This window comes from Nonomuraea sp. NPDC050202, assembly GCF_040656115.1.
In the GTDB taxonomy this organism is placed as follows: Bacteria; Actinomycetota; Actinomycetes; order Streptosporangiales; family Streptosporangiaceae; genus Nonomuraea.
In genome coordinates this window covers 280,637-304,534 of record NZ_JBFALF010000005.1, presented here as the reverse complement: position 1 = coordinate 304,534, position 23,898 = coordinate 280,637, and the positions used below count along the sequence as shown (strand labels likewise).

Annotated in this window: 28 protein-coding genes; 21 read left to right on the top strand and 7 right to left on the bottom strand. The window is 69.2% G+C overall.

The window, feature by feature from the left end:
• Positions 1-82 precede the first annotated feature (82 nt).
• The 6 genes from AB0I79_RS18135 to AB0I79_RS18110 form a co-directional block, all read right to left on the bottom strand.
• Positions 83-916, bottom strand: coding sequence for a phosphatidylinositol-specific phospholipase C/glycerophosphodiester phosphodiesterase family protein (locus AB0I79_RS18135; RefSeq protein ID WP_357873907.1), 834 nt, complete (start codon positions 914-916; stop codon positions 83-85).
• 79 nt (positions 917-995) lie between these two features.
• Positions 996-1,586, bottom strand: a complete 591-nt coding sequence (locus AB0I79_RS18130; RefSeq protein WP_357873904.1) for a hypothetical protein — start codon at positions 1,584-1,586, stop codon at positions 996-998.
• The gene (locus tag AB0I79_RS18125) at positions 1,583-2,506 is read right to left on the bottom strand and encodes a hypothetical protein (RefSeq protein WP_357873901.1); all 924 of its coding nucleotides are present in this window, start codon (positions 2,504-2,506) and stop codon (positions 1,583-1,585) included. The genes AB0I79_RS18130 and AB0I79_RS18125 overlap by 4 nt, the downstream gene beginning before the upstream one ends.
• A gap of 183 nt (positions 2,507-2,689) precedes the next feature.
• Entirely contained in the window at positions 2,690-3,793 is a 1,104-nt protein-coding gene (locus AB0I79_RS18120; RefSeq protein ID WP_357873898.1) for a hypothetical protein, read from the bottom strand.
• Positions 3,790-4,134, bottom strand: coding sequence for a hypothetical protein (locus tag AB0I79_RS18115; RefSeq protein ID WP_357873896.1), 345 nt, complete (start codon positions 4,132-4,134; stop codon positions 3,790-3,792). The genes AB0I79_RS18120 and AB0I79_RS18115 overlap by 4 nt, the downstream gene beginning before the upstream one ends.
• Before the next feature lie 19 nt (positions 4,135-4,153).
• Positions 4,154-4,537: a YbaB/EbfC family nucleoid-associated protein gene (locus AB0I79_RS18110; RefSeq protein ID WP_357873893.1), complete on the bottom strand. Its 384-nt coding sequence runs from the start codon at positions 4,535-4,537 to the stop codon at positions 4,154-4,156.
• A 424-nt stretch (positions 4,538-4,961) separates the two neighbouring features.
• Here AB0I79_RS18110 and AB0I79_RS18105 point away from each other — a divergent pair, with 424 nt between their 5' ends.
• A complete protein-coding gene (locus AB0I79_RS18105; RefSeq protein ID WP_357873890.1) occupies positions 4,962-5,222 on the top strand; it encodes a hypothetical protein in 261 nt (86 codons plus the stop codon).
• Positions 5,223-5,301: 79 nt separating this feature from the next.
• Here the strand turns inward: AB0I79_RS18105 and AB0I79_RS18100 are convergent, their stop codons facing one another.
• Positions 5,302-5,907, bottom strand: coding sequence for a hypothetical protein (locus tag AB0I79_RS18100; protein ID WP_357873888.1), 606 nt, complete (start codon positions 5,905-5,907; stop codon positions 5,302-5,304).
• Between the two features lie 267 nt (positions 5,908-6,174).
• Here AB0I79_RS18100 and AB0I79_RS18095 point away from each other — a divergent pair, with 267 nt between their 5' ends.
• The 20 genes from AB0I79_RS18095 to AB0I79_RS18000 all read left to right on the top strand — a co-directional run bounded on the left by AB0I79_RS18095 (position 6,175) and on the right by AB0I79_RS18000 (position 23,669).
• Positions 6,175-6,477: a hypothetical protein gene (locus AB0I79_RS18095; RefSeq protein ID WP_357873885.1), complete on the top strand. Its 303-nt coding sequence runs from the start codon at positions 6,175-6,177 to the stop codon at positions 6,475-6,477.
• Positions 6,470-6,826 (top strand): hypothetical protein, encoded by a 357-nt coding sequence (locus AB0I79_RS18090; protein WP_357873882.1) that lies wholly within the window; start codon positions 6,470-6,472, stop codon positions 6,824-6,826. Before AB0I79_RS18095 ends, AB0I79_RS18090 begins: the two co-directional genes overlap by 8 nt.
• Positions 6,823-7,254, top strand: coding sequence for a hypothetical protein (locus AB0I79_RS18085; protein WP_357873879.1), 432 nt, complete (start codon positions 6,823-6,825; stop codon positions 7,252-7,254). The genes AB0I79_RS18090 and AB0I79_RS18085 overlap by 4 nt, the downstream gene beginning before the upstream one ends.
• Positions 7,248-8,564 carry a DNA cytosine methyltransferase gene (locus tag AB0I79_RS18080; RefSeq protein WP_357873876.1) on the top strand — a complete coding sequence of 439 codons (1,317 nt, stop codon included), beginning with the start codon at positions 7,248-7,250 and terminating at the stop codon, positions 8,562-8,564. The genes AB0I79_RS18085 and AB0I79_RS18080 overlap by 7 nt, the downstream gene beginning before the upstream one ends.
• A gap of 70 nt (positions 8,565-8,634) precedes the next feature.
• Entirely contained in the window at positions 8,635-9,645 is a 1,011-nt protein-coding gene (locus AB0I79_RS18075) for a hypothetical protein (RefSeq protein WP_357873874.1), read from the top strand.
• Positions 9,638-10,153 carry a hypothetical protein gene (locus AB0I79_RS18070; protein WP_357873871.1) on the top strand — a complete coding sequence of 172 codons (516 nt, stop codon included), beginning with the start codon at positions 9,638-9,640 and terminating at the stop codon, positions 10,151-10,153. The genes AB0I79_RS18075 and AB0I79_RS18070 overlap by 8 nt, the downstream gene beginning before the upstream one ends.
• The gene (locus AB0I79_RS18065; RefSeq protein ID WP_357874276.1) at positions 10,153-11,265 is read left to right on the top strand and encodes a DUF5131 family protein; all 1,113 of its coding nucleotides are present in this window, start codon (positions 10,153-10,155) and stop codon (positions 11,263-11,265) included. The genes AB0I79_RS18070 and AB0I79_RS18065 overlap by 1 nt, the downstream gene beginning before the upstream one ends.
• 73 nt (positions 11,266-11,338) lie before the next feature.
• Positions 11,339-11,737: a hypothetical protein gene (locus tag AB0I79_RS18060; RefSeq protein ID WP_357873868.1), complete on the top strand. Its 399-nt coding sequence runs from the start codon at positions 11,339-11,341 to the stop codon at positions 11,735-11,737.
• Between the two features lie 149 nt (positions 11,738-11,886).
• On the top strand, positions 11,887-13,200 hold the full coding sequence (locus AB0I79_RS18055; RefSeq protein ID WP_357873866.1) for a hypothetical protein: 1,314 nt from the start codon (positions 11,887-11,889) through the stop codon (positions 13,198-13,200).
• Positions 13,201-14,007: 807 nt separating this feature from the next.
• Positions 14,008-15,762: a hypothetical protein gene (locus AB0I79_RS18050; protein ID WP_357873863.1), complete on the top strand. Its 1,755-nt coding sequence runs from the start codon at positions 14,008-14,010 to the stop codon at positions 15,760-15,762.
• 292 nt (positions 15,763-16,054) lie between these two features.
• Positions 16,055-16,414: a hypothetical protein gene (locus AB0I79_RS18045; RefSeq protein WP_357873860.1), complete on the top strand. Its 360-nt coding sequence runs from the start codon at positions 16,055-16,057 to the stop codon at positions 16,412-16,414.
• A gap of 90 nt (positions 16,415-16,504) precedes the next feature.
• Positions 16,505-16,690: a hypothetical protein gene (locus AB0I79_RS18040; RefSeq protein WP_357873857.1), complete on the top strand. Its 186-nt coding sequence runs from the start codon at positions 16,505-16,507 to the stop codon at positions 16,688-16,690.
• A gap of 8 nt (positions 16,691-16,698) precedes the next feature.
• The gene (locus tag AB0I79_RS18035; protein ID WP_357873854.1) at positions 16,699-18,705 is read left to right on the top strand and encodes a phage portal protein; all 2,007 of its coding nucleotides are present in this window, start codon (positions 16,699-16,701) and stop codon (positions 18,703-18,705) included.
• Positions 18,706-18,787: 82 nt separating this feature from the next.
• The gene (locus AB0I79_RS18030; RefSeq protein ID WP_357873851.1) at positions 18,788-19,069 is read left to right on the top strand and encodes a hypothetical protein; all 282 of its coding nucleotides are present in this window, start codon (positions 18,788-18,790) and stop codon (positions 19,067-19,069) included.
• A complete protein-coding gene (locus tag AB0I79_RS18025) occupies positions 19,069-19,431 on the top strand; it encodes a hypothetical protein (protein WP_357873849.1) in 363 nt (120 codons plus the stop codon). The genes AB0I79_RS18030 and AB0I79_RS18025 overlap by 1 nt, the downstream gene beginning before the upstream one ends.
• A 179-nt stretch (positions 19,432-19,610) precedes the next feature.
• Complete coding sequence (locus tag AB0I79_RS18020; RefSeq protein WP_357873846.1) at positions 19,611-19,922, top strand: hypothetical protein; 312 nt, start codon at positions 19,611-19,613, stop codon at positions 19,920-19,922.
• A complete protein-coding gene (locus tag AB0I79_RS18015) occupies positions 19,919-21,088 on the top strand; it encodes a hypothetical protein (protein WP_357873843.1) in 1,170 nt (389 codons plus the stop codon). The genes AB0I79_RS18020 and AB0I79_RS18015 overlap by 4 nt, the downstream gene beginning before the upstream one ends.
• A 64-nt stretch (positions 21,089-21,152) precedes the next feature.
• Positions 21,153-21,341, top strand: a complete 189-nt coding sequence (locus AB0I79_RS18010; protein ID WP_357873841.1) for a hypothetical protein — start codon at positions 21,153-21,155, stop codon at positions 21,339-21,341.
• An 83-nt stretch (positions 21,342-21,424) separates the two neighbouring features.
• Complete coding sequence (locus tag AB0I79_RS18005; RefSeq protein WP_357873838.1) at positions 21,425-22,396, top strand: hypothetical protein; 972 nt, start codon at positions 21,425-21,427, stop codon at positions 22,394-22,396.
• 145 nt (positions 22,397-22,541) lie between these two features.
• A complete protein-coding gene (locus AB0I79_RS18000; protein ID WP_357873835.1) occupies positions 22,542-23,669 on the top strand; it encodes a pentapeptide repeat-containing protein in 1,128 nt (375 codons plus the stop codon).
• Positions 23,670-23,898 lie beyond the last annotated feature (229 nt).

Below are 23,898 nucleotides of genomic sequence, written 5' to 3'. Positions count from 1 at the left end.
CGGATTCCGGAAGTCGTACCGAAGTCCCGCGGCCAGTCTGGTTCCGGACCTTATCGGGGGTTCGCGACCGGCGCGAAGGGATTTATGCCGCTTCGCGCTTGCCGTCCTCGCTGCGCAGGAAAGCCGCCAGCCCCGCCAGGTCGTCGGTGTTGATGTGGTCGACGTCCGCGGCGATCAGCTCCCGCCAGAGCGCGTCCCTGGCCGCCCCTGCCGTGTCGGGCGTGGCCCAGAAGCGGACGCGCTGCCCGTCGCGGTGGGCGGTGGCCACGATCCGGTGCAGCTTGTCCCGCTCGGCGGCAGGCATCTCGCCCGCGCCGGTCCAGGTGAAGTGGTTCGTCCAGTTGTCGCTGATCAGCGGGATCAGGGCCGGGTTGCCCTGGCCCAGGTCGGCCATGCGGCCGTCGTAGAAGGCGTAGCGCCGCTCCTGGGCGGCCATCAGGTCGCGCGGGCGGTCGCCGCTGATCACCACGGTCACCGCGCCGGGCTTGACCCTGCCCTTGTGGTAGGTGGTGAGCATCTTGCGGTAGCTCCTCAGCACCTGGTCCAGCTCGGTGTAGGTGGCGGCGCCGTTGTTCTTGATGTCCACCAGGAGCTGGAGCTGCTGGCGGCTGCGCGGGTAGACGCTGCCGTGGCGGACGCGCTCGGCCAGCGGGTCGAGGTAGAGCGACTGCAGCGTGCGGCCGGGCCGCAGGTCCTCGGGGTCGTGCCCGACCCGCAGCTCGCCGTCCACCAGGTAGATGTCGGCCTCGACGCTGGTGAACCCGTGGTCGAGGGCGTCCAGGAGCGGGCGCTCGTGCTCGTAGTCGTTGTGCGCGTGGGCGCGGGGAAGGGGCTCGACGGCCGTCGCCGAGGCGGGGACGGCCGTCAGCAGCAGGGCGCCCGCGGCGGCCAGCACTCCCAGGGTTCGACGCAACATCGCATCTCCTTACGGGGGATGATCGAGACGCGTGTCACGTTATGCGGGAAAGATGTGACAGGAGTGACGTTCTCCTGAACTATCGGCCCCGCGCCTTGATCCTGCCCAGCGTGAGGTGCCGGTCCCGGATGTCGGAGATCAGCACGTGCGCGACCAGCAGCAGCCCCAGGCAGAGGACGTCGGCGGCCCACCACGGGATCTCGGCCAGCAGCAGGTACCCCTGGCCGTCGCTCAGCGACCTGATCACCACCGTGACCACGGCCACCACGAGCGTGACCAGCCCCCAGCTCCACAGCGGCGGGAGGCTGCCCTTGTTCCACAGCCGCACCCGCCAGTTCATGAACACGGCCAGCACGCCGAGCAGCGCGCAGAAGCCGATCAGCCACCAGGGCAGGGCGAAGGCGGTCTGCTCGGAGATCTGCTCCCTCGTCGTGCGCAGCTCCGCCTCGGCCTCCCGCCTGGCCCGCTCGGCGGCGGCGAGCTGCCGTTCGAGCTGGGCGACGCTCTTCTGCTCCCGGGCGGGCGGCGCGGCGTCCTGCGTCGGCAACATCCGCGTCACCACGGTCAGCATGATCGCGACGAACGACAGCGCCAGCACGATGGCCATGAACAGGTCGATGAAGCGCAGGTCGAGCGGCGGCGCGAACGACCTCGGAGCCCGCTTCCTCACTGCTCCCTCACCAGGGTGTACTTCTGCGGCCGGCTCTCGGCCGCGGCCAGCCGGTCCACGGCGGTGCGCAGCGCGTCCAACCCCTTCACCAGCTCCTCGGTCCTGCCCCGGGAGTGGGCCAGCTCCTGCGTGAGGCCCTGCATGTGGGACAGCTCCCTGGTCAGCCCCTGCACCTGGGCCAGCTCGCGGGTGAGCCCCTGGAGGCCGGGCGTCGCCTCCTTGCCGGGCAGCCGCGCCAGGTAGATCAGGAACACCTCGTCCGCCGCCCCGACGTTGGCCCGCTCGGCCCGCTCGACCAGCGCCATCGCGCCGAACGCGAGCACGCTCAGGAACAGCGCGATCATCGTGACGCCGAACGCGGAGGCCAGCTCGGGCAGCACGTACTGCTTGAGCGCGGCGATCAGCACGCTGGGGTCGCCCCGCCCGTCCAGCGCGTTGCCGAACGAGCCCACCATCGCCGCCATGGTCAGCGCGGTGCCGATGAACCCGAAGACCGGCAGCGCCCAGATGAGCGCGTGGTCGAGGTGATGCCTGTTGGTCATCTCGCCCTCGTCCAGCGCGGAGCGGGCGCTCAGCACGGCCTCGCAGTCGCTGCCGGCCTCGGCCGCCTCCTTGAACAGCTTGAGCCGCCGCGCCACCAGCGTGTCCTCGGTCGGCTTCACCGACCCGATGTTCGCCACGGCCCGCGCCGTCGCGGCGCTCTCCCGCCGGATGTCGGGCACTGCCCTGACGATCCTCAGCACGGTGGTCAGGAACACCGCGATGACGAGCGTGACCACGAGCTCGGCCGCCGCCGGGGCCGTCGTCGCGCCCACGAACCTCAGCAGCGCTCCCACCGCCCCCGCCACCAGCAACACCCCGGACACCAGCAGCCCCACCAGCGGCGCGAACGCCGAATGGCGCCAGTCGTACCTTGACACGCTTCAACCCCACCTAGAACACACGAAATGTCAAAGCAACACCTAAGCACACGTAGAGCAATGTTTGGTGACAGAGTGGCAGATCTGTGACTCAGTGCTGGCGAACGATCGCTCATCGCGGTGGTGGTTCCGCTTCTGGCGGGGCTGCTGGCCCGGGCCCCCTCACCGGCGGGGGCCAGGGCGTCAGCGGGTGTAGTCGAGAGGGCCGTCGTTGAACAATTTGAACGGGCCGTTGAGGATGGCCTGCTCCAGCCCTTCGTCGTGCTCCTGGGCCAGGTCCCCGTAGCCGGCGCCGTAGCCCGTGAAGTCGTTCTCGCCGTAGGTCGCGCGGGCGTCCTCCTCGTAGCCGAGCTGGGCGCCCATGCGGTACGCCGCCCGGTTGGCCGCCTCCTCCTCACGGCCCCGCGCGTCGGCGTACTCGCCCATGTCCATCCCGAGAGGGCTCGGGTCCCAGCGGCTCCTGGCGATCTCGACCTGGCGGACGAACTCCCCCGCCATGGCCTCGGGGGTGGACCAGTCGGCGCCGCCGATGTGGATGACGTTCAGGCTCCGGTTGTAGCCCGACCCGTACTCGTTCGTTCCGTTCTGGTACAGGGTCGTGATCCCGTGCTCCTTGGCGTACGCGAGCGCCGCCCGCCCCGCGGGCGTCTGGTTCAGCACGTGCTCGGCCGCCTCGCGGGCCTTGGAGTTGTCGTCGAAGGGGTCGAGGGAGAGCGTGTTGACCGCCACCAGGGCCGTCTGGAAACCGGGCACGATCACGAGGCGGCCGAGCATGCCCCTCGCGAGCCGCAGGGCGGCGACCGCGTTCCCGCCGATGTTCCGCTCGATCTGGGCCAGGGTGACCTGAAGCGCCTTGCGCGTCCCCATGGTCCGGATCCTGGCGAACAGCGCGCCCAGCGCCGGGCCCAGCGCGAAGCCCCGGATGATGGCCAGCAGCAGCGCGATGAGGGCGATCACGACGACGTACTTCCACACGGTGCGGAACACCACGACCGTGGTCGTCCCGGTGCCGACCAGGGCGTTGGCCAGGGCCCCGTCGCCCATCCGCTCCTCGGTGCCGCTCCAGGAGCTCTCGAAGACGGAGATGTCGCCGCTGTGGTTGCCGGACGCCCGTACCTGGGAGACGGCCGAGGCCGACTCCACCCGGCCGCCCTGCGAGGCGGAGGCGAGGTCCATCCACGACCCCGCCCCGTCGAGGCGCTGCGTCTCGTCGGCGCGCGGCCACGGGGCGTCGGACGCGACGAGACCGTGCACCGCCCGCAGCCCCGGCGGCAGTTCCCAGCTCACAACTCCTCCAGATCGGTCCGTACGCGCTCGGCCGACTCGACGCCTGCCTGCTCGGCACGTGTGTAGTTCTGCTCCGACAGCTCGGCTCTCGCGGCGTGGTCGCGCAACGTCCGCGCCGTGGCTCCGAACGCGCTCTGCACCAGCTCGGTCAGCCCCGCGAACTCGACGTCGAACTGCGCCCCGGGCCGCTCGGGCGCCGCCCCGCCGCCTCCCGCGTACCCGGCCCTGCCGAGCGCGCCGCCCAGCGCCCGCTCCAGCTCGTCCGCCTGCTCCCTGAGCCGGCTCGCGGACACGGTCCGGCTGCCGTAGACGACCTGGATCCCGCTGCTGTTGTCGCTCATCGCCGTCCCTGGTGGTCGTTCATCGCTGCGTGCCCTGCCGCATCAGCCGGTCCAGCCGTGCGGTCAGCTCGTTGGCGGCCAGGAGGATCTCGTTCATGTTGCCGCGGGCGTCGGCTTCGATGTCCTTCAGCAGGGCGGTCAGCTCCGGCGTCTCCTGGCGCAGGACGTCGGGGACGGCCTGCATCGCGCGCTCCTGGGCGGCGGCACGGGCCCGCCCGAACGCCTCCTTGATCGCGGCGGCCAGCTCTTCGGACGGCAGCCGCATCGCCCTGGGGTCGATCGCCAGCTCCACCAGGTCGCTGGTGCCGTCGACCGTCACCTTGACCAGGCCGTTCGCCGCCGCCTCGACCTCCCGCAGCTCGGCGAACCGGTCCAGGAAGTTGGCCTCGTCCGAGGTCGCCATGGGGCCCCTCACTTTCGGTCATACTCGATGGCAAATTTCGGCCAAAGAGATCCAAGCAGAAGGGCGCGGCGCCACCTGGGGTTGATCTTGAAAGTTCGCCCACGGTTCACCGGCGGTTCCCCGGGAGACAGGGCCCCGGAACGCCAAAAACCGCCCCTACCTGCGATGTTTCCGCAGGTAAGAGGCGGTCTGAAGTGGTGGAGGTGGCGGGAATCGAACCCGCTATTCCACCACCTCTCACCTGCGGGTTTACACATATTGGCACGTAAGCCCGTACTAGACCAGACGCAACCGTACGCGAGATCACGCGACAGACTGCCCCGTGCCCCCACAGGGGGCACTGATGATCATGGGCAAGCTCAGTCCGCATGACCCGCTGATCGAACTGTGACACTAACCCAGCCCAGACGGCAGCATCCGCGCCATGACCAGAACGCAGAGCACCACACGCAGGCCGCCTCGCCGCCTCCGCCGGCCGCTGCCCAGCGCCACCGAGCAGCCCACCATGACGATCCCTGAGGCGGGAACGTTCCTTGGCCTTGCACGGTGCACTGCGTACGAAGCTGCCGCCAGAGGGGAGATTCCGACGCTGGAGTTCGGCCGGCGGAAACTCGTGCCCACGGCCAAGTTGCGGCAGATGCTCGGGCTCGACCCCATGGGCGACAGCATCTCTCTCACCTCGTAGTGCCCGCCGCGGCGACCTATATATAGGTGCGAGCGTGCGCACCTATATATAGGTGGAGCAGGAGCTCACAGCCGCCGGCTCATTGGCCTTCGTAATCCGCGATGGCATCCAGAACCGCCTCGTGGGTGGCCTTGCCGGCATTGCCCGCGGGAATGCGCCACCGGTACAGCCCATCCGGACTCGACCACTCCAAGGTGCCGCCCTTCACCTGGACGTCGAACGCCTCGTACACCACCTCAGGCGAGCCCGGATGCACCGTCACCCACGCCCCTTGGGCTCGCCCCACCCATGGCGCTTGCTTCGCCCGGCCGGACGAGGTCGTGAATGTGCGCTTGCCCTGCTTGACGCGCCACTGGCTCCCGTACGGCAGCGGCATCTGGTCCGCTTTGGACGTCGCCGTCACGCGGATCGCGAGCGCCAGGAAGTACCCATTGCGCGGCTTCGTCGAGTACTGCGCGGTCGGGCGGTGGTAGTACACCCCGACCGGCGTGATCCGTAGCTGGTGCCCCTTCTCTCCCTTGATCCGGACGGACTGGCCGAGCTTCAAGAGTTTCGGCGCGGCCGCGGGAACGGCCGCCGGCGTCTGCGTGGTGCCGGCCCGCTCAGTGGCGGCTGCTGCGGGGGCGGCGAGGCAGGCGACGCCGAGTAAGGCGGCGGACAGCGCGGCGATGTGGCGATGCGGCATGCATTCTCCCCGGTTTCGATCGTTCCACTTCCCCCGAGCTTGATCACCTTAGCGACGGGCGGCGCCGCCGGACAGAGGGCCGAGACCTCGCTCAATCGGAGCGAGACGCAAGAGGTGCCCGATTCGTACAGTCCCGCCTCACGTGATCGACAGAGAGGCGTACGCCACTTTCGCCCGCGTAGACAACGCTAAAGAAATGCGAGTATTCTTTAGTTTGTCGCCGGGCAGTGAGCGGCACTGCCTGGACGGCAAACCGGAAGGACACCCATGACCCCCAGCAAGGCGCCTGAGCGGAGGCCCGCCTATGGCGAGTTCATCGCGCTCATCGCCGCCATGCGGCCGGACTGGGACATCGACCAGACCGCCGCCGAGATCCTCGGCTGCCCCTGGAGCGAGCAGCTCGTCATCGCCGCCGTCCAGGCCACCCGCGAGGACGACGACCGGCTCCGCGTCGCCGACGAGATCATCAAGGCCGCGTCGCAGCGCGTCCCCGTCACCCAGGCCCAGCACGAGGCGTACGTCAGCTACGCCCGCCGCACCCTCAACCGGCAGGCGCCCACCGATGCGTGACAACGACGCCTACGCCCAGCGGCTCGTCGAGTTCGCCTGCGAACTGGCCTGCACCGTCCGCGACGACGGGCCCGCCGCGGCCGCCGCCCTGCTGGCCACCCTCACCCCCGAGGACCGCGCCACCCTGCCGATCGTCATGGCCGCGATGATCCCCGTCGAACTGCCCCCGGCGGTCCTGCTCGCCTGGCACACCGGCACCCCCACCAACCGCCAGGGCCTACAGCCGTGCGGCACCCACGCCGCCTACAACCGGCACAAGGACCGGGGTGAGGAGCCCTGCGACGCCTGCGTGATCGGCGAGCAGATCTACCACCGCCAGCGCTACATGACCACCAGGCGGGCCGCGTGAGCCTCCTCGAAACACGGCTCGAACCGCCCGCCGACCCCGCCCTCCCCCAGGGCGGGCCCCACTGGACCGGCTGCGAACGCCACCACACCGCGTGCGCCTACCAGCTCGGCCGCCAGCACGCCGAACACACCCTGCTCCGCCAGGTCACCGACCTCATCGCCGACCTGGCGGACGCCCACGACCCCGCCGCCCGGACGTTCGCGCTGCACGAGGTCCACGCCGCCGTGCGCCGACTCACCGGCCTGCCCCCGCTCACCTACCCGGAAGAGGACGACACCCCCATGCGCCGCACCCCCCGCTTCGAGGCCGACCTTGCTGCCGAACTCGCCCAGCTTCGGGCCGACGAGGAAGCCGAGCGGATGCAGGAGGAGTTCGACCGCGCCGCCCTGCACGGCGCCTGCATGGACGAGGTGGACTACGGATGCTGACCCTCGACAAGGCCGACGTCGAGACGGCGCTCCAGCCCGGCATCGTCCCCGGAGACGGGCCCACCACCACACACCTATTCTGCGGCGCGGGCGGCGACGTGCGCGGCTTCTACGAAGCTGGGTTCCAGGCCGTGGAGATGGCCAACCACGACGAGCGTTCGATCGAGACCGTCTCCTATCACTACAAGCACCTGGACCCGCGCTGCGTGGACCTCGACCACTACAACATGTCGTCCCTGAGGCCCAGCCAGGTTCTCGTGGGATCCCCGATCTGCACCGAGACCGCGCAGGCGGGCGGCAGCACCGCCCCGAAGGCGCAGATGGAACTGTTCCAGGACGAGGGGCCCGCCGCCAAGTCCACATGGGAGCGGACCCGCGTCACCGCCTGGTGTCTGCTCCGCGCCGCCGAAGCCCACCGGTACGACATGGTGATCGGTGAGAACGTGCCCGAGTTCGCCACCCGCTGGATGCTGTTCCCCGAGTGGCTGCGCTGCTGGCGCGTCCTCGGCTACCAGGTGCAGCTCGTGTCCGTCGATGCCGCCCACATCTCCGGCCCCGGCAACCCGCCCGCGCCGCAGCACCGCCACCGGCTCATCTTCGTCTTCACCAGGAAGGGCATCAAGCAGCCCGACCTGCGGCCCCGCCCCGATGCCATGTGCCCGGAGTGCGGGCCCGTCCAGGGCGTGCAGCGGTGGCGCGACCCCAGGCCGCGCGTGCTACGGGTCGGTAAGCACGGCGAGCAGTACGACTACGTCTGTCCGAACCGGCGGTGTGGCCACCTCATCGTTGAGCCCGTCGTGTGGCCGGTCGAACCCGTCATCGACTGGGACCTGCCCATGCGGCGCATCGGCGACGGCAAGCCGTACAAGAAGTTCACCCCGTACGCCGAAAGCACCCACCTCAAGGTGGGGATCGGCCTGGAGCAGTTCGGCAGCGACCCGTTCCTGGCGCTGCTGCGCAAGAACCTCACCGTGCAGGGGCTCGACGAGCCGCTGCCCACCGTGACCGCCGGCGGCAACCACTTCGCGCTGATCATCCACATCGGCCGCGACAGCGCCCCTCGCACCACCAACCAGCCGCTCACCACCGTGGCCACCCACCCGCACCACGCCTTGGTCGCGCCCGCCCTGTCCGTGGACAACTCGAAACTGCGAATGCTCGGCCCCGACGAAACCAAGCAGGTCCAGCGCTTCCCCCGCGACTACAAGATCTTCGGCACCATCACCGAGCAGCGCCTCCAGATCGGCAACGCCTGGCCGCCAAACGTCGCGCACTGGGTCGCCGCCCGAGCCCGCACCGTCCTGACCTGACCACCCGGCTTCCCCTGGCCCCAGCAGGCCAGGGGAAGCTCCTCCCTCTCTCCCCACCGAGGAGTTCCCCATGTATGAGACCCGCGCCTACGACAACGAGGCCGGCGACCCCGTGGTGGTCATCGTGGCCACCGGAACCCACGACGTGTCTCGGCTGACCACCCTGCTCAACGGCGGCGCGCCCAGCACCGAGCAGCACGACCTGGCCGAGCAGGTGACCCGTCAGGTACGGCGCCGCCATGGCGGCCGCGCTGCGCTCGCGCTGCTCGCCGAGCACGGCGGACCCGACCTGCTCACCCCCGTGGGCGACACCAAGCCCATGTTCGACATCGCCGCCGACGTGCCCGACATCGCCGAGGACGGCCCCACCTCCGCCACCGCGATGGTCAAGGCGTTCGCGGCCCGCGCCGTCTACGCCCTGCGGTTCGCGCACGAGACGTTCCCGGCGGACGACCACCCCGACCGGCCGGCCGCGCTGCGCCGCGCCCGCGACCACTACCACGTCGCCCAATACCTGTACGGCGTCGTCTTCCTGCTCCGCGCGCTGATGAAGCACGCGCCTGGCCAGGCGGACGAGATCGCCGCCCAGTTGTGGCAGCACTGGTACGACGGCGACGCCAGCGAGTGGATCTCCGACTGGCTGAGCGAATGGGGCATCGACAACATCGACGAGCACATCGTCAAGGCGATCGACGACGCCCGTGCCGCCGCCAGTGACCTGCTCAGCGCGGACGAGGTTGCCATCCGCGCCGAACTGGCCGCCCAGGACGCCAAGTGGGGTGAGCAGAACCATCCGAACGGCACCGGCCCGAATGTGGCCTGGGGGCTCACCGGGCGAGCTTCCTTCCTCGCCGATCTCGCCAAGGGCTTGTGCGAGCGCTACGCCAAGGAAGGGCGGCTGACGTGGCTCGACATCCTCCTGGAGGAGGTTGCCGAAGCGTTCGCCGAAAACGACCAGGAGCGGCTGGACGCCGAGTTGCTCCAGGTGGCCGCCATCGCCGTGCAGTGGCGGCGCGCCCTCCGCCGCTCCGCTCTCAACGTGTCCGCCGCGTCCCAGGAAGAGGCCTCCGCCAATGTCTGACCAGCCCAACGCCCAGGACCTGTTCGGGCAGTTCACAGCCGCGGTGGCGAATGCGCTCGCGCACATGGCAGGCGCCCCCAACTGTGGGCCGGGCTGCATCTACACCAGCGACCCGAACGACGACACTTTCGACTGCTCCGCCTATAACGACGCCGTCCGCCTCCTGGAGCAGGCCCGCGATCGGGACGTCATCGTCCTCGACCGGCCCGACACGGACGTCGGCATCGTCGCGACCACCGGCATCGGGATGTTCTCCGCCCAGCGCGGCAAGGTCCTGTACGACACCGGCCAGTCACGCCACCTGGTCGAGCCCGACCTCATGCTGAAGATCACCGCCGCGATAGCGATCGTCGCCCAGCGCGCCGCCGCGATCCCCGACCCGGCCCACGACCTGGCCATCGGCCTGCACGAGACCATCTGCAAGGGTACCCCGGCCGGCGCCGAGGCATGCGACTGCATGACGTACGCCGAGACCGCGCTCAAGCTGCTCGCTGGGGAGGGCGCGTGATGGCCGACACCTGCACCCGCCACCCGGACGCGCCGCGCATCGGCGAGGCGTGCGGGCTGTGCACCATCTACCCGGAGACCGTGCCCGCCCAGCCGCAGTTTGCGACCCGCAGGTGGGCGCCGTCCGCCAACCGAGCCGAGCCGCTCGCCTGGCGCAGGCCGTACCGCGCCGAGGTCGTCGAGGACCTGTTCACGCCCGAGCTGTCGGACGCGTGGATCGCCGCGGTGTGGACGTCGATGTACTGGAGCGGCGGGGACAGCCGCGGCGGTTACCACAGCGGCGCCCACAGGCCTGTCCAGACGTTCCTGGTGCGCACCGACCACCCCGGCCGGATGCGCGACTGGACGAACGCGTGGGCCGACCGGGACCGGCGTATCGCCATGGTGCAGGCCGCCGTCGATCAGGGCTGGTGCGACCCAGATGACCTCAACGACGCCCCATGGATGCCCGCCCGGCTGGCCACCGTGTGGCTCGGCGTCACCCTCACCACCCAGGCCGAAGCCGACCAGCGCATCCCCGATCTGCTGGAGGCCCGCGCCGCCGGACGGTTCCTGCTGTGCGCGCCGCTGCTCGAACCGCTCAACCTGCACCCGTACCTGGCCAAGATGATCCCCGTCACCCACCCCCACCACGACGCCCCGGACGGCGCGCTTGTGCACGGCATGGAGCGCCACGGCGACCAGTGGATCCGGCGCGAGCGGATCCACTGGATCGTGGCCGGTGGCGAGTCGGGTCCGAAGGCGCGCCCGACCCACCCGACGTGGCTCACCGACCTGGCTGGCGCGTGCGACAAGGCGTCCGTCCCGTTCATGTTCACCGGGTGGGGAGCGTGGGCGCCCGCCCCGTGGAAGGTGGCGATCGACCGCGAGCCGCTCGACACGCTGTACGCGCGCCAGGTCGTCGCCGAGCAGATCGGCGCGACCCACGCCATGACCAGCTACGCCTACGAGTACGACCACGAGATGTACCGGCCACCGCACAAGACGTGGTCCGTTGAGCGAGCCGACGAGCTCACGCCCGGGACTGCGGGGATGCGGTTCCACCGCTCCCGCGCCACCGCCGGATGGCTCCTCGACGGACGTGTCCGAGACGGCGTCCCCGGCCGCCGATAACCCCTGATCCCGCCCGGGGCGGCGCGGCGTGTGAGGCCCGCTGCCCCGGGCGTTCCAACGCCTGGAGGAACCCGTGAACCTGCTCGACGCCATGAACGACCGCCTCGACCGCCTCGACGAGGCCACGAAGAAGAAGCTTGCCAAGACGATGACGGAGGCCGACCTTCGTGACCATCACATCGTGCCGCTCGCCAAGATCCTCGGGTACCTCGTCTACTGGACGTGGAACAGCAAGCACTCGCCGAAGGGCTTCCCCGATCTGTTCCTGATCCACCCGGTCACCGGCGCCATCGTCATCTGGGAGTTAAAGATGGTGGGCGGCGGCAAGAAGCACCAGCCGACCGAGGCGCAGCAGGCATGGCTCGACGCGTTCGGCGTGGCCGGGCTCAACGCCACGGTGCGGACGCCCGCTGACTGGTTTTCAGGCCTGATCCGCGAGGAGCTTCTCCGCGGCGCCGGCCGTACGGCATGATCGGGATCTACATCACACCGTTTTACCGATGTTGTCCTGGTAGACATCACAGAACTCGCGGTAATCTTTAAGAATCGGGTAGTCAAGACCCGCGTGCCCACCAGCCGACACACGAAGGAGGGCACCTCCACCGACGCAAGGACATGGCGATGACCACCAACCCCACCATCAAGAAGCTGACAAGCCGGCTGAACGAACTGCGCGTGATGCCAGCGGGACCGGATCGTATCAGCGCAGCCGTCAGCCTTGTTGCGGACGCCAACGAGCAGGCGAAGAAGTCGCGTGAGGACCTCGGGAAGGCCGCGTGGACACTTCACTACCGGCACAAGGACAAGGGCTGGACCAAGCAGAAGGCGTCCAAGGGCACCGGGGTTGGTGGAAGCAGCCTGTTCCCGACCGGCGGGCCGGTCACCATGTCCGACGATGAGATCCGGGCGCAGCTCCCCGAGTGGGACGCCGAGACCGCGCTCGCCGAGCGCGACAAGGCCGCCGCCGACCTCGCGGCCTACCGCCAGCTCGCCGAGGACGCCCGGAAGATCCGGCGGGAGGACATCGCCGCCCTCTACCAGGGCCACCTCGACGGCCAGCAGTGGGAGATCGCCGCGATCGGCGGCACGTACGAGCTCGACCTGACCATGGTGTCCGGTGACCTCAAGGCTCAGGGCGTCGAGCTGCGGCCGTCTCAGCGGCGCCGGGTGGCCAGCGCGGAGAGCGAGCAGCCGACCGACCTGGGCCCCATCGCCCGCATGCTCGGTGTCTCGCGCATGGCGCTCCAGAACCGCATCCGCTACTGGGGCAAGCCGGAGGTCGCGGACAAGCCGTACGCGTTCCCCGCGGACGCCAACGCCGGCGACGGCAAGTACTGGCCGGCCAAGGTGAAGGCGTGGTTCGACAGGCTCCCCGCCATGGCGGCCGCGCCCACCGGGCTCAGCCTGCGCCGTGCAGCCGCCCAGGTGGGCGAGCCGTACGCCACCGTCAAGGGTGCGCTCCTGGCCGCCGCGGATGCCGGCAACCTCCCGCCCGACCTCGTCTACAGCAATGGCGCCGTCAACGAGGCGCTGTTCGTCGAGTGGTGGCGCGCGCGGAAGGAGCGGCTGACCGCCGGCACCACGCTCGTGGACGCGGCCGCGAAGGTCGGCGTGAACGAGAAGACGTTCCGCACCGCCGTGCACGAAGCGGAGAAGGCAGGCGAGCTCCCCAAGGGCGCCAAGGTCAGCGACCGCCGCTACGACGAGGACGTCCTGCTCGCATGGTGGCGGCAGCGGACCTCGCCGCAGACGGTGGCCAGCGCCGGCACCACGATGACGGACCTCGCCGAGGCGGCCGGGCTGGGCCTGGACCGGGTGCGGTACCAGGTTCGCAAGGCCGAGAGGGATGGCACCCTGCCTGATGGGGTCCGCCTCGAGAGCGGCCGCTTCAACAAGGAGAAGGGGCTGGCCTGGCTGAAGTCCCTCAGGCTGTAGGCCGGGGCTAACACTGTGAGCGTACGGCCACGGTGTCATTCCCGTCACCAGTGCGAACGACAACAGCGACGCCAGTGAGTCGGCTCGCGTAATGTGCCGTGCAATACGCCTTACGGCTCTGTCGGACGCTACGCTGACACTGGGTCCACTGAGACTTGTATATGGGCCCTGAGGTGGTGCCCCCGCCGTAGCTTGACCGGCCTTGACGGAGGTCACCGTTCGAGCGGGCTCAGGTGACCGTAGGGTCACCTGAGCCTGTTGACCACCAGGTCAATCAGGATGAGTACAGCCCGAACTGCGAGCTGCCCCCATTCCACCCACCTGGACTGGTCGATCTTCTTGCGCCGCTTGCGCACGGGTTCTCCCTTCCTGGTTGGGTTACTCAGGCTGGGGCTGGCCGTCTTGGCAGCAACCCCCCGATTGGCTGCCGCCGCGGCCGCGTGCGTTTGCGGACAGGCAAGAGCTTAGACGTGCGCCTGCGGCGCCGCAGGCAGAAAGCGCCCGCTCGGCGTACACAAACACCGCAACTCGCCGATTCAGCGGATCCTTACGTTTGCTCATGCCGTTCTCTGCCACCACGCGGATCCGGCCATGATTCACATCGCATTGAGCCGGTCCGCTCGGCACGGATCTTGGGCTGAGACGCTAACCGAGCACGCCCGGCACGCTGCCCCGCATGGAGAACGCGGCGGGATCCCAACGGGCGGAGACGTGCCCACTCTGCACGCGCGTCATCCTGCTGACCGCGCGTGACGACCTGGAGGCAGCCGAAGCGCTGACCCTGCACCTCCGCTACGGGTGTGACGGATGACGGCCCTGGCCGTCCCCCTTCCCCACGAGCTTCCCCGCGGTGACTCCCGCATCGCGTCCGGGATGCTGTCGGACCTGATGGCGTTGCGGCCGGCGGTGCGGCGCCGCACGCTCGGCATGCTCGCCCAGCCGGATCTGGTGCAGGTCCTGGCGGTAGCCGGCAAGGAGCTCGGCACCCCGTACGGGGTGTGGCTGGGCGACCCGGTCGGGTTCGTCGAGCAGGTGCTCGGTGAGGCGCTGTGGTCCAAGCAGCGGCAGATCCTGACCGCGATCACCACGCACAAGAACGTCGCCGTGCCTGCGGGCTTCGGCCTGGGCAAGACGCACATCTGCGCGCGGGCGGTCGCCTACTGGGCGTGCGTCTATCCGGTCGGCACCGCCCTGTCGATCACCACGGCGACCCGCATGCGGCAGGTACACCGGCAGATGTGGCCGCACATCCGGCACGCGGTCGCACACGGCGCGCTGCCCGGCTCGTGCGACCAGGTGCAGTGGAAGATGACCGACCCCGCAGGCGTGGACGTGGTCGTCGCCTACGGCTTCACGGCGACCGAGCACGACGAGTCCGGCATGCAGGGCATTCACGAGAGCAATCTGCTGCTCATCGTGGACGAGGCGGGCGGTATCGGCCCGGTGATCGGCCGGTCCACCCGCAACCTGCTGACCGGCTCGAACGCGCGCATGATCGCCATCGGGAACCCGCCTACGGACACCGAGCGGAGCTGGTTCGAGAAGCTCTGCAACGACGGCTACAGCGACCGCTACCCGCAGACGACCACGATCAAGTTGGCCGCGACCGACTCGCCGGCCGTGACGGGCGAGCGCACCGCGGACAAGGTGTGCGCGTGCCTGGCTGGCGACCCGGGCCACATGGTGTCCTCCCACCTGGTCAACGCCGAGTGGATCGAGGAGGCGATCCGTGACCACGGCGAGAAGTCGCCGTACGTGATCGCGAAGGTGCACGCGAAGTTCCCGAAGGGGGCGAAGGATCAGATCATCCCCAGTGACTGGGTGGACGCGGCCGCGGAGCAGGAGGAGCCGGAGGGGCCGGGCTGGGTCCGCCTGTGCGACCTCGGGCTGCCGGAGGAGACCGACGAGTGGATGGTGCGGCTCGGCGGCTGGGTGCGGCTCGGCGTGGACATCGCGGCGGATGGCGGTGACGAGTTCGTCATCTCGCGCCTGGTGGAGGACCTGGCCACGGTCGAACACGTGAGCTCCGGCGCGGACAACGGCGACGCGGTCAAGGTGGCGAACCGAGTTCTTGAGGAGATCCGGCGGGCCGAGCTGCTGCGCCGGCGTCTCGGCACCAAGGCCAAGGTGCGCGTCAAGATCGACACGATCGGCGTCGGCTGGGGTGTCGTCGGACTGCTTCAGCGGTGGGGCAAGGAGAAGATCCACGAGGCCGAGATTGTGCCCGTCAACGTGGCCGAGGCCACCGACCGGCCGGCGGAGTCGGAGGTGCTGCGCCCGTACCGGAAGAGGGACGAGCTGTGGATCGCCGGTCGGACGCTGCTGCGGCCGAACGCCGAGGGGGTGACGCGGATACGGCTGCGCGTCAGCAGCCGTACGCGGGGGCAGCTCAGCGCGCCGAAGAAGTTCGACAACAGCCAGGGGTTCACGTACGTGGAGTCGAAGAAGGATATGCGCGCGCGTGGGGTGAACAGTCCCGACCAGGCGGAGGCGGTGTTGCTGGCCCCGTACGAGCCGGCCGTCAAGCAGCCGAAGAAGAAGGGCCGCCTCATCTCCGGTTGACGCAGCGTGACAACTGAATGCGGACGATCCGGACGCCTAAGGACTTGGATCGGTTCACGGGATCCACGGATCGTTACAAACATTCTGTCCGGAACGGCGGAAAATAAGGCGTTCCGAAAGATCGTTAGCCCATTTACGTGACCCGCTTTGCATCGTTATGGTCTGTCCGCTGGCTACGGCCACATGTGCCACCGATGTCACATCAGTAGCGGGGGATCGCCTGTCGGAACCTGTACCCGCCGGCAGGCTGCTCGGGCGCCCCCCCGACGTGAAAAAGGGGTTGATAGATCGAATGACCACCGAAGTCTCCGAGACCAGCCAGGACGAGACGACCTGCGACGGCATCCACGAGTTCGTCGCCGGGGTCACTGTGCCAGTCTCCTCGGAGCAGGCTCGCCGCATAGAGACAAGCCGCCGCAGCCTCATGATCGCTGAGAAGACGTGGACCGTCGCTCACGACGTCTACTGTGACCACTGCAAGCTGCGATGGGCCGACGCGATCAGCGTGCCGTGCCCTGGACCACACACCGAACATCTCCTGGGCGGGAACGGTCCCACCGTCCGGGCCAAGCGTAAGAGAGCCGCCCCCGGCACCAGCGCCGAAGAGGTGGCCCTGCGCCAGCGCTCCAGCCTAGGGGGCATGTACGGCTAACCAGCCGCCTGGCTGGAGCCGTACACAAGCCGCGACCTCCTCCTAGCCTGCCCGGCGACCATCGTTGTCTCGGGCAGGCAGGAGAACAGGTTGAATGCACCCGACCCGCACGCGCGTGAGGCGCGCCTGCGCCGCGACCTGATCGCCCTGGTCCTCATCGTCGCCGGCATCGGCGGGCTCGCCGCCGTCGCCTGGAGCGTCCACCCTCTGCTGTTCTGGGCAACCCTGTCCGCGGCCGCGCTCGCCGGCGGCGCGCTGCTCGGCAGCGGGAAGTAGGCGGCGCGATGGCCTTCCTGCCCGCCCTCCGAGGTGTTCTGGGGCTCGCGACGAAGTCGGCTCCACTGGAGACGAAGTCGTTCGAGCTCGACGCCGGCCACACCTCGTGGTCCGGCATGCTCGCCCGCCTGCGCGACCCGCGCCGCTCCTGGCCCGTCGAACGCGCCGTCCTGGAGGGGATGGAGCGCGTCGTCTGGGTCTTCAAGAGCGTGAACGCCATCGCCGGGCACGCATCACGCCTGCCGATCGAGCGGGTGCTCATCAAGGACGACGGCGAGCGCGAGGTCATCACAGACGACCCCCTCGCCCGGCTGCTCAACGCGGGCATCGCCAACCAGTTGGAGAAGGGCCCGCAGCTACGCAAGCGACTGTCCGGCCAGGTGCTGCTATCTCCGGCCGGGACGTTCGTCGAGATGACCACCAGCCGACGCGGCCACCCCATCGGCGCTGACCTGCTGCCGCCGGGCCGTACCCGCCCGGTGCCCGGGTTCGGCGGCACGTTGCTGTCCCACTTCGAGACGATCACCCCGGACGGTCGGCGCCGCGCCATCGACCCCGAGAAAGTCATCTGGTTCCGCGACCCCCACCCGTTGGATCCGTTCCGCGGCATCACCCCCATGGAAGCCGCCGGGCTGTCGGTGGACTTGGATTTCCTGGCCCGCCTCTACAACGCCACGTTCCTGAGGAACGACGGCCGGCCGGGCGGCGTGATCGGCATCGACGGCGAGGTCGATGACGACGAGATGGAGCGCATCCAAGGGATCTTCGGCAAGGGCGCGCACGAGGCCGGCAAGCTCACCGTGCTCCAGGGCGACCTGTCGTTCATCGACCTGGCCGCGCGCCCGCGAGACATGGCCTACGCCGACCTCGCGCGCATCTCCAAGGAGGAGATCCTCGCCGCGTTCGGCGTGCCGGAGAGCATCCTCGGGAACGCGAGCGGAAGAACGTTCGACAACGCAGCCCAGGAGGAACACCAGTTCTGGACGCACACCATGCTGCCGCACCTGTCGCTCCTGGCGACCGGGTGGGACACCGACCACGAAGACGGCGCGGTCTACGAGTTCAACACCGACTCCGTCGAGGTACTCCAGCGCGCGAAGACGCAACGGCGGCAGGAGGCGCGCGAGGAGTTCGAGGCCGGCCTGATCTCGCCCGACGAGTACCGGGCCATCGCCGGATACGACCCCGTGGACATGGCGCACACCCGGGCGCTGTATGTGCCCCAGGGCAAGACCCCGATCCCGACCCGCCAGGAGGACGCGGTCGCGCTCGGCATCGCCCCGCCGGAGGACCCGGCGGCCGCGGACGCCGGCGCCGCCCCGGAGGGCGAGCTCGGCGAGCAGCCGCCGGCCGACGCTGTCCCCGCGGCAGAAGACGACGGGGCGGAGGAGAACGCGCTGTCCCGCCTGCGCGCCCTGTTCGACAGCAACAGCGACGACAACGGGCAGGAGACCGGCCAGCCTGACGCCCGCACACCCGAAGAGGATGCGGAGCAGCCCGAGGAGGAGGACGGCCGGGACGAGGAGGAGCGGCCGCGCGGGCGACAGACGAAGGCCAACCCGGCGGCCGGGCCCGCCGGACTGGTGGAGGCGCTGCACCAGCTCGGCGGGCGGTTCGTCGGCCGGACGGTGGCCAGGCTGGAGTCACCGAAGACTCGCAAGGGCACCCGGCACTTCCAGCCTGAGTTCAAGGTAGACACCCGCGTCGGCACGAACGCGCTTGACGTGGCGCGGATCGTGCCCGTGGAGGCGTGGAAGGCCGAGGCCGAGCAGGCGGTCCTGCCGGTGTTCGCGGCGGCCGCGGCCGCGTCAGGGGGCGGCGTGGAGGAGCACGACATCGCGATGGCGGCCGCCATGGCGGTCGGCGAGGAGTTCGGCCGTGTGGTTGAGGCCGTTCGCAGCGCCGTGGAGGAACTGGACGAGGGGGGCGCTCCGATGGAGGAGATCGTCCAGGCGGTGCGTGGAGTGGACCTGTTGGGCTGGGCGGCCGCGATTGCCGCCGGAACACCGGCATAGACATCATAAAAGAAGACTGCTAATGTTTTGGGTGTTCGACCGGTGGCGAGCGGCGCTACCGGGAGAGCCCGGAAGGAAACCCATGCAGAACGGCAAGATCGCCCCTGTCATCCCCATCACGGCCGCGGCCCCCCGCACGGACTTCGGCACCTTCACCGCCACGGACGGCAGCACCATCCAGGTCGTCCACGTCGGCGACAAGGTCAAGCTCAGGGTGCAGAGCAAGGTCGGAGTCGGCGACGACGTCACGGACGTCGTGCTGTACCTGGACTACGACGCCCAGACCGGCCTCGACCTCCACGGCGCGATCGGACTGGCGGCCGTCACCGCGAAGGGCTTCGAGAAGATCATGAAGAGCGTGTGATGAGCGAGAAGCGCGCAATCCGCGTGCAGGCCAGACGGGTGATGAGCCGCTACGCGTACCGCGACCCCGACCCGGTGATGGAGGCCGACCGGCGCACGTCGATGAACGACGCGCGCACCGCGCTGTGCCTGGCGCGGGGCATCGCCGAGAAGGACATTGACCCGGCCACCGGGTACGACCTCTCGGCGGCGGCGTATGAGCGCGTGCGCGCCTCCTGGCAGTACCTGGCCCGCCATCACGGGCTCTCACGCTTCTTCGACGGCCCCGCCTACCAGCGAGCGATCGACAACTGGCGGGCCCGGCGGCCCGGCCTCGTGGTCGATGACTGGGTCGGCCCGCTGGAGCGTTGGGCGCGCGATTAGCCAGCGCCAGGCGTACGCGCGCCGCACCGGACCAGCCTCACCCCTCCACCTCGGAACTAGCTGCGTCCCCTCTTCAGTCTCGCCCCGCATCGGGGCGAGACGTTAGCTCACCTCTTCAGGTTCCGTGTGCCGTCCGAGCGGCGGGCGGCCACGGAACCCACCGGAAGGAACACCCCAGCATGACCAGTACAGGCGTCTTCGTGCACGTCATCCACCTCGACTGGGGCTCGCTCAGCAGCGCCGAGCCCGTGATCATGGTGGCCCCTGACGAGCCGAACGCACACCTGCGCACCGCCAACTTCATCGTCCACAACGCCCGGCCTTACCTCGACGAGGACGAGCAGGCGGAGTTCGACGACTTCCTGTCCCACTTCCCGTATGACCCTGACACCGCCACCCCCGAGCAGGCCAAGGAGTGGGCAGCCGCCTACAACTACGAGACGAACCTGTACCCGCTGATCACGGTCGAAGAGGTCCAGGTCCTCCCGTGAAGGTCATCCTGTCGTACGGACTGGGCGCCGACTCCACCGCGATTCTCACGCGGTGGCTGTCGGCGCGCAGCTCGCGGAACTTCGACCTGAAGGACCTGATCGTCGTCATCGCCCAGACCGGCGATGAGCACCTGGAGACCGGCCACCTGGTCGAGACGCACGTCTTCCCCCTGCTGGCCAAGCACCGCATCCGCACCATCCAGGTCGCGCGCGCCAGCAACAGCCAGCGGGACGGCATCGTCACCCTCGACGACACCACCGAGCCCACCACCTGCTACATCCAGGGCGCCTACCGGCTGTCGGACGAGATGGTCGAGGTCGCCACGGTGCCCCAGACCGGAGGCATCCGTAAATGCTCATTGAAAGCTAAGGGGTGGCCGCTGGACGTGCTCATCGCCCAGCTCACCGGTGGTGAGGAGTTCGTGCACGTCGTCGGGTTCGAGACCGACGAGCTCACCCGCATGATGCGCGACATGCCGCTCGGACTGCCCGGCCGGATCCCCTCGTACCCGTTGATCGAGTGGGGATGGGACCGCGAACAGTGCGAGTGGGAGATCTTCGACCACTTCAAGGTGTGGTGGCCCAAGTCGGCGTGCTCGTTTTGCCCGTTCGCCCTGGCGAGCGCGGCCGGGCTTGCCCGCGCCCTCCCCCGGTACGTGGCCAACCCGTACGAGGCGTTCAAGGCGCTCACGATGGAGTACCTCGCCGTCGCCGCCAACCCCCGCCAGGGGCTGATCGGCGGCCGTCAGCTCTACGACGCGCTGCTCGACTTCGAGGGCGGGCCCGGCCTGCTGGCCGACTTCCAGGAGCACCTCAACTGCATGCCGTGGGCCATCTACGACGTGCGGCGGGCGTTCCGCGCCAGTGCCGACGACATGATGAAGGCCGCCAACGCCGCCCGCTCCATGACCCGAGTCGCGGCCGGGGACCGCGCCGACATGGTGCGGCTGCTCGACTACATGGCCACCCACCACCTGCCGTCCGGCGCCCGCTACGAGATCGGCCGCCACCAGCGGGTGTGGATCCACGAACGCAACCTGTACTACCCGTGCCCGGAACAGGCGTTCGTCACCGCCCCGGCGCTCGCGATCGACAAGGCCAACAAGAGCTTCGACCAGGCATGGGAGGAGGCGTTGAAGGGCCCGTCCCAACTCACCTTCGTCTGACCCCACCAGATGCTGCCCGCCCGAGCGGCGGGCGGGCAGCCCCTCACCGGAAGGAACCCCACCCATGGCGAAGAAGACCACCACCACCTCCGCGCCGGCCTACATGCCGGGCGCCGAGCGCACCTCCTACGACAACACGCGGCTGTCCGTACCGTGCGCCTCCGACCGCTGCCGCGGCTGCCAGGAGCGGTCCTGCTCACACTCGTGCGGGTACCCGCACCGCGCCAGCCGCGACCGCACCACCCGCCGCTGACCTGCCCCTGACGCTCCACCAACCCACCGGGGCGGCGCCCCTCCAGCGCCGCCCCGGCCCTCTCGTACGCCCGAAAGCTCACCATGCTCATCTGCGACGACACGCGGGACCTGCACTTCTATCTCGGCTGCCACCGCGCCTCCTGGCTCACCACGGCGCCGATCGACGTGTCCCTGTTCATCTCCCACCGTGTGCTCCGCAAGTACAAGCGGCTGCCCGCCCCGCCCCACTGGCCGTTCTGGCGACCGGGCATCCCCCTCCGGCACGTCGCCATCGACTCCGGCGCTTTCACCGAGCTGTCCCTCTACCACCAGTTCGTGACCACGCCTGAGGAGTACCTCGCCGCGCTGGCCCGCTACGACGACGAGCTCACCGTGCTGGACTGGGCTGCGCCGCAGGACTGGATGTGCGAGCCGTGGATGCTCGCCAAGACCGGACTCACCATCCGCGAGCACCAGCGCCGCACCGTCGAGAACTTCATCCGCCTGACCGAGCTGTGGCCCGAGTTCAGCGACGCCGATTGCCCCGTGATGCCCGTGCTCCAGGGCTGGAGCGTGGACGACTACCTCGCCTGCGTCGCCCTGTACGAGGAGCACGGCGTCCACCTGGCGGAGGACTTCGAGATCGTCGGCGTCGGCTCCGTCTGCCGCCGCCAGGCCAGCGCAGAGATCGGCGACATCTTCCGCACCCTCGCCCAGTTCGACCTGCCGCTGCACGGGTTCGGAGTGAAGTTCGCCGGGCTGCGCCGGTATGGCCGATACCTGACGACGGCCGACAGCATGGCCTGGTCGTACGCCGGGCGCCGCACCCCCACCCAGTGCGGATCCACCCGCCACAAGAGCGAGGCTAACTGTCAGGTGTTCGCCCTCCAGTGGCGTGACCGTGTCGAGGCGGTCGCCGCTGAGGCCAAGCGGGAGATCGGCCAGCCCGACCAGCTCGACCTGTTCCCCACCCCGGCCCGCGCCGCCCAGCAGCGCATCCACAAGCCTGCTCAGCAGGCTAAGGGCACCCTCCCCAATAAGGGAGATCAGCTCAACCTGTTCGTGGCCGCCTAGCCATATCCAGCCGAGCGGGGCGGCAGGTCATGCTGCTTGTATGTCGTCGATACTTCGCAGCGCCTACCACGGATTTCGCTACGGCCTCCTGACATACCGTGCCATTCGCTGGCGGCAGCATCGACCTGGGCGTCCCGTGCGATTGATGCCCATCAGTCTGGCGCTGGTCCTGACCGTCTTGCTGGCCGGAGCGGCAGCGGTTGGGCTGGTGGCTCTGGCTCTGTCACAGTTCAGCGCGGTGGACCTCGCAACCAGGCGGCTGGGCACGACTGAGGTTCTGGAGATCGTCAAAATCTCCTTAGCCGTGGTGGCCGGCATTGGCGGCGTGGTTGCCCTCGTTGTGGCCTACCGCAAGCAACGCGTCAGCGAGGCCGGGGAGACCCGGGAGCAGGCCAAGCTGTTTAACGAACGCTTCACCACCGCCGCTGGACAACTCGGCAACGACTTCCCTGCGGTGCGCCTCGCTGGCGTGCACGCGCTGGCGGCGCTGGCCGACGATTGGGAAGGCGGTCGGCAGATGTGCATTGATGTGCTGTGCGCCTACCTGCGCATGCCCCCCGGCCATCTGCCCGACGCCAGCACGGCTCCGGCTGAGCACACCACGTGGCTGGCCATGGGCGAGGTCCGCGCCACAATATGGCGCTTGATTACTGCTCATCTCAAAGCCGACGCTCGCAAACCGTGGCATGGGGCAGATATGGATTTCACTGGTGTTAGCGTCACCCATTCGATCGACTTTTCCCGCACTGTTTTCCCATCTGGCACGGTTCTGTTCGACAGGGCGAAGTTCTCCGGCGGCCGTGTTCGGTTCGATGCGGCACGGTTCTCCGGCGGCCACATAGGCTTCTACCAGGCGGAGTTCTCCGGTAGCCATGTCCAGTTCACCGATGCGGAATTCTCCAGCGGCCAGGTCTGGTTCACAGGAGCGGTGTTCTCTGGCGGTGCGGTGGCGTACAACGGGGCTAGGTTCTACGGCCAGGCCGGATTCAGCGAAGCGAAGTTCTCCGGCAGCAAGGTCACATTCACCAATGCGTCGTTTGCAGACGGCACGATTTGGTTCGACGGGGCGATGTTCACTGGTGGCCGTGTCGCGTTCGACGGGGCAATGTTCAACGGCAGCGCGGTTCACTTCGAGCGGGCCGTGTTTGACGGCGGCAAGGTCACATTCTCCGACGTCGCCGATTGGTCCCGTCCGCCCACGGGCCTCCCTTCTCAGGTGCCTGGGTTGCTGCTCCCCCCCGCCCGTGGATCACAGCCTGGTCCGGACGCCTGACCGGCACCCATCCCTTCGCATCGCGTGCGCGAGCTGTAGCCATCGGCGGACCGGGACGCTAGCCCAGTCCGCCATGTTCCCTGCCCTGCACACCAGCACGGGGCAGAGCAGGGGGCACGGTGACCGAGCAGCGGCGGACGTGGACGATCGGCGGAGTCACCTACACCGCCGAGTTGGAGGAGAAGGCCCGCCGGCTGCGGAACGCTTTCGACCCTGACCAGCCAAGAGA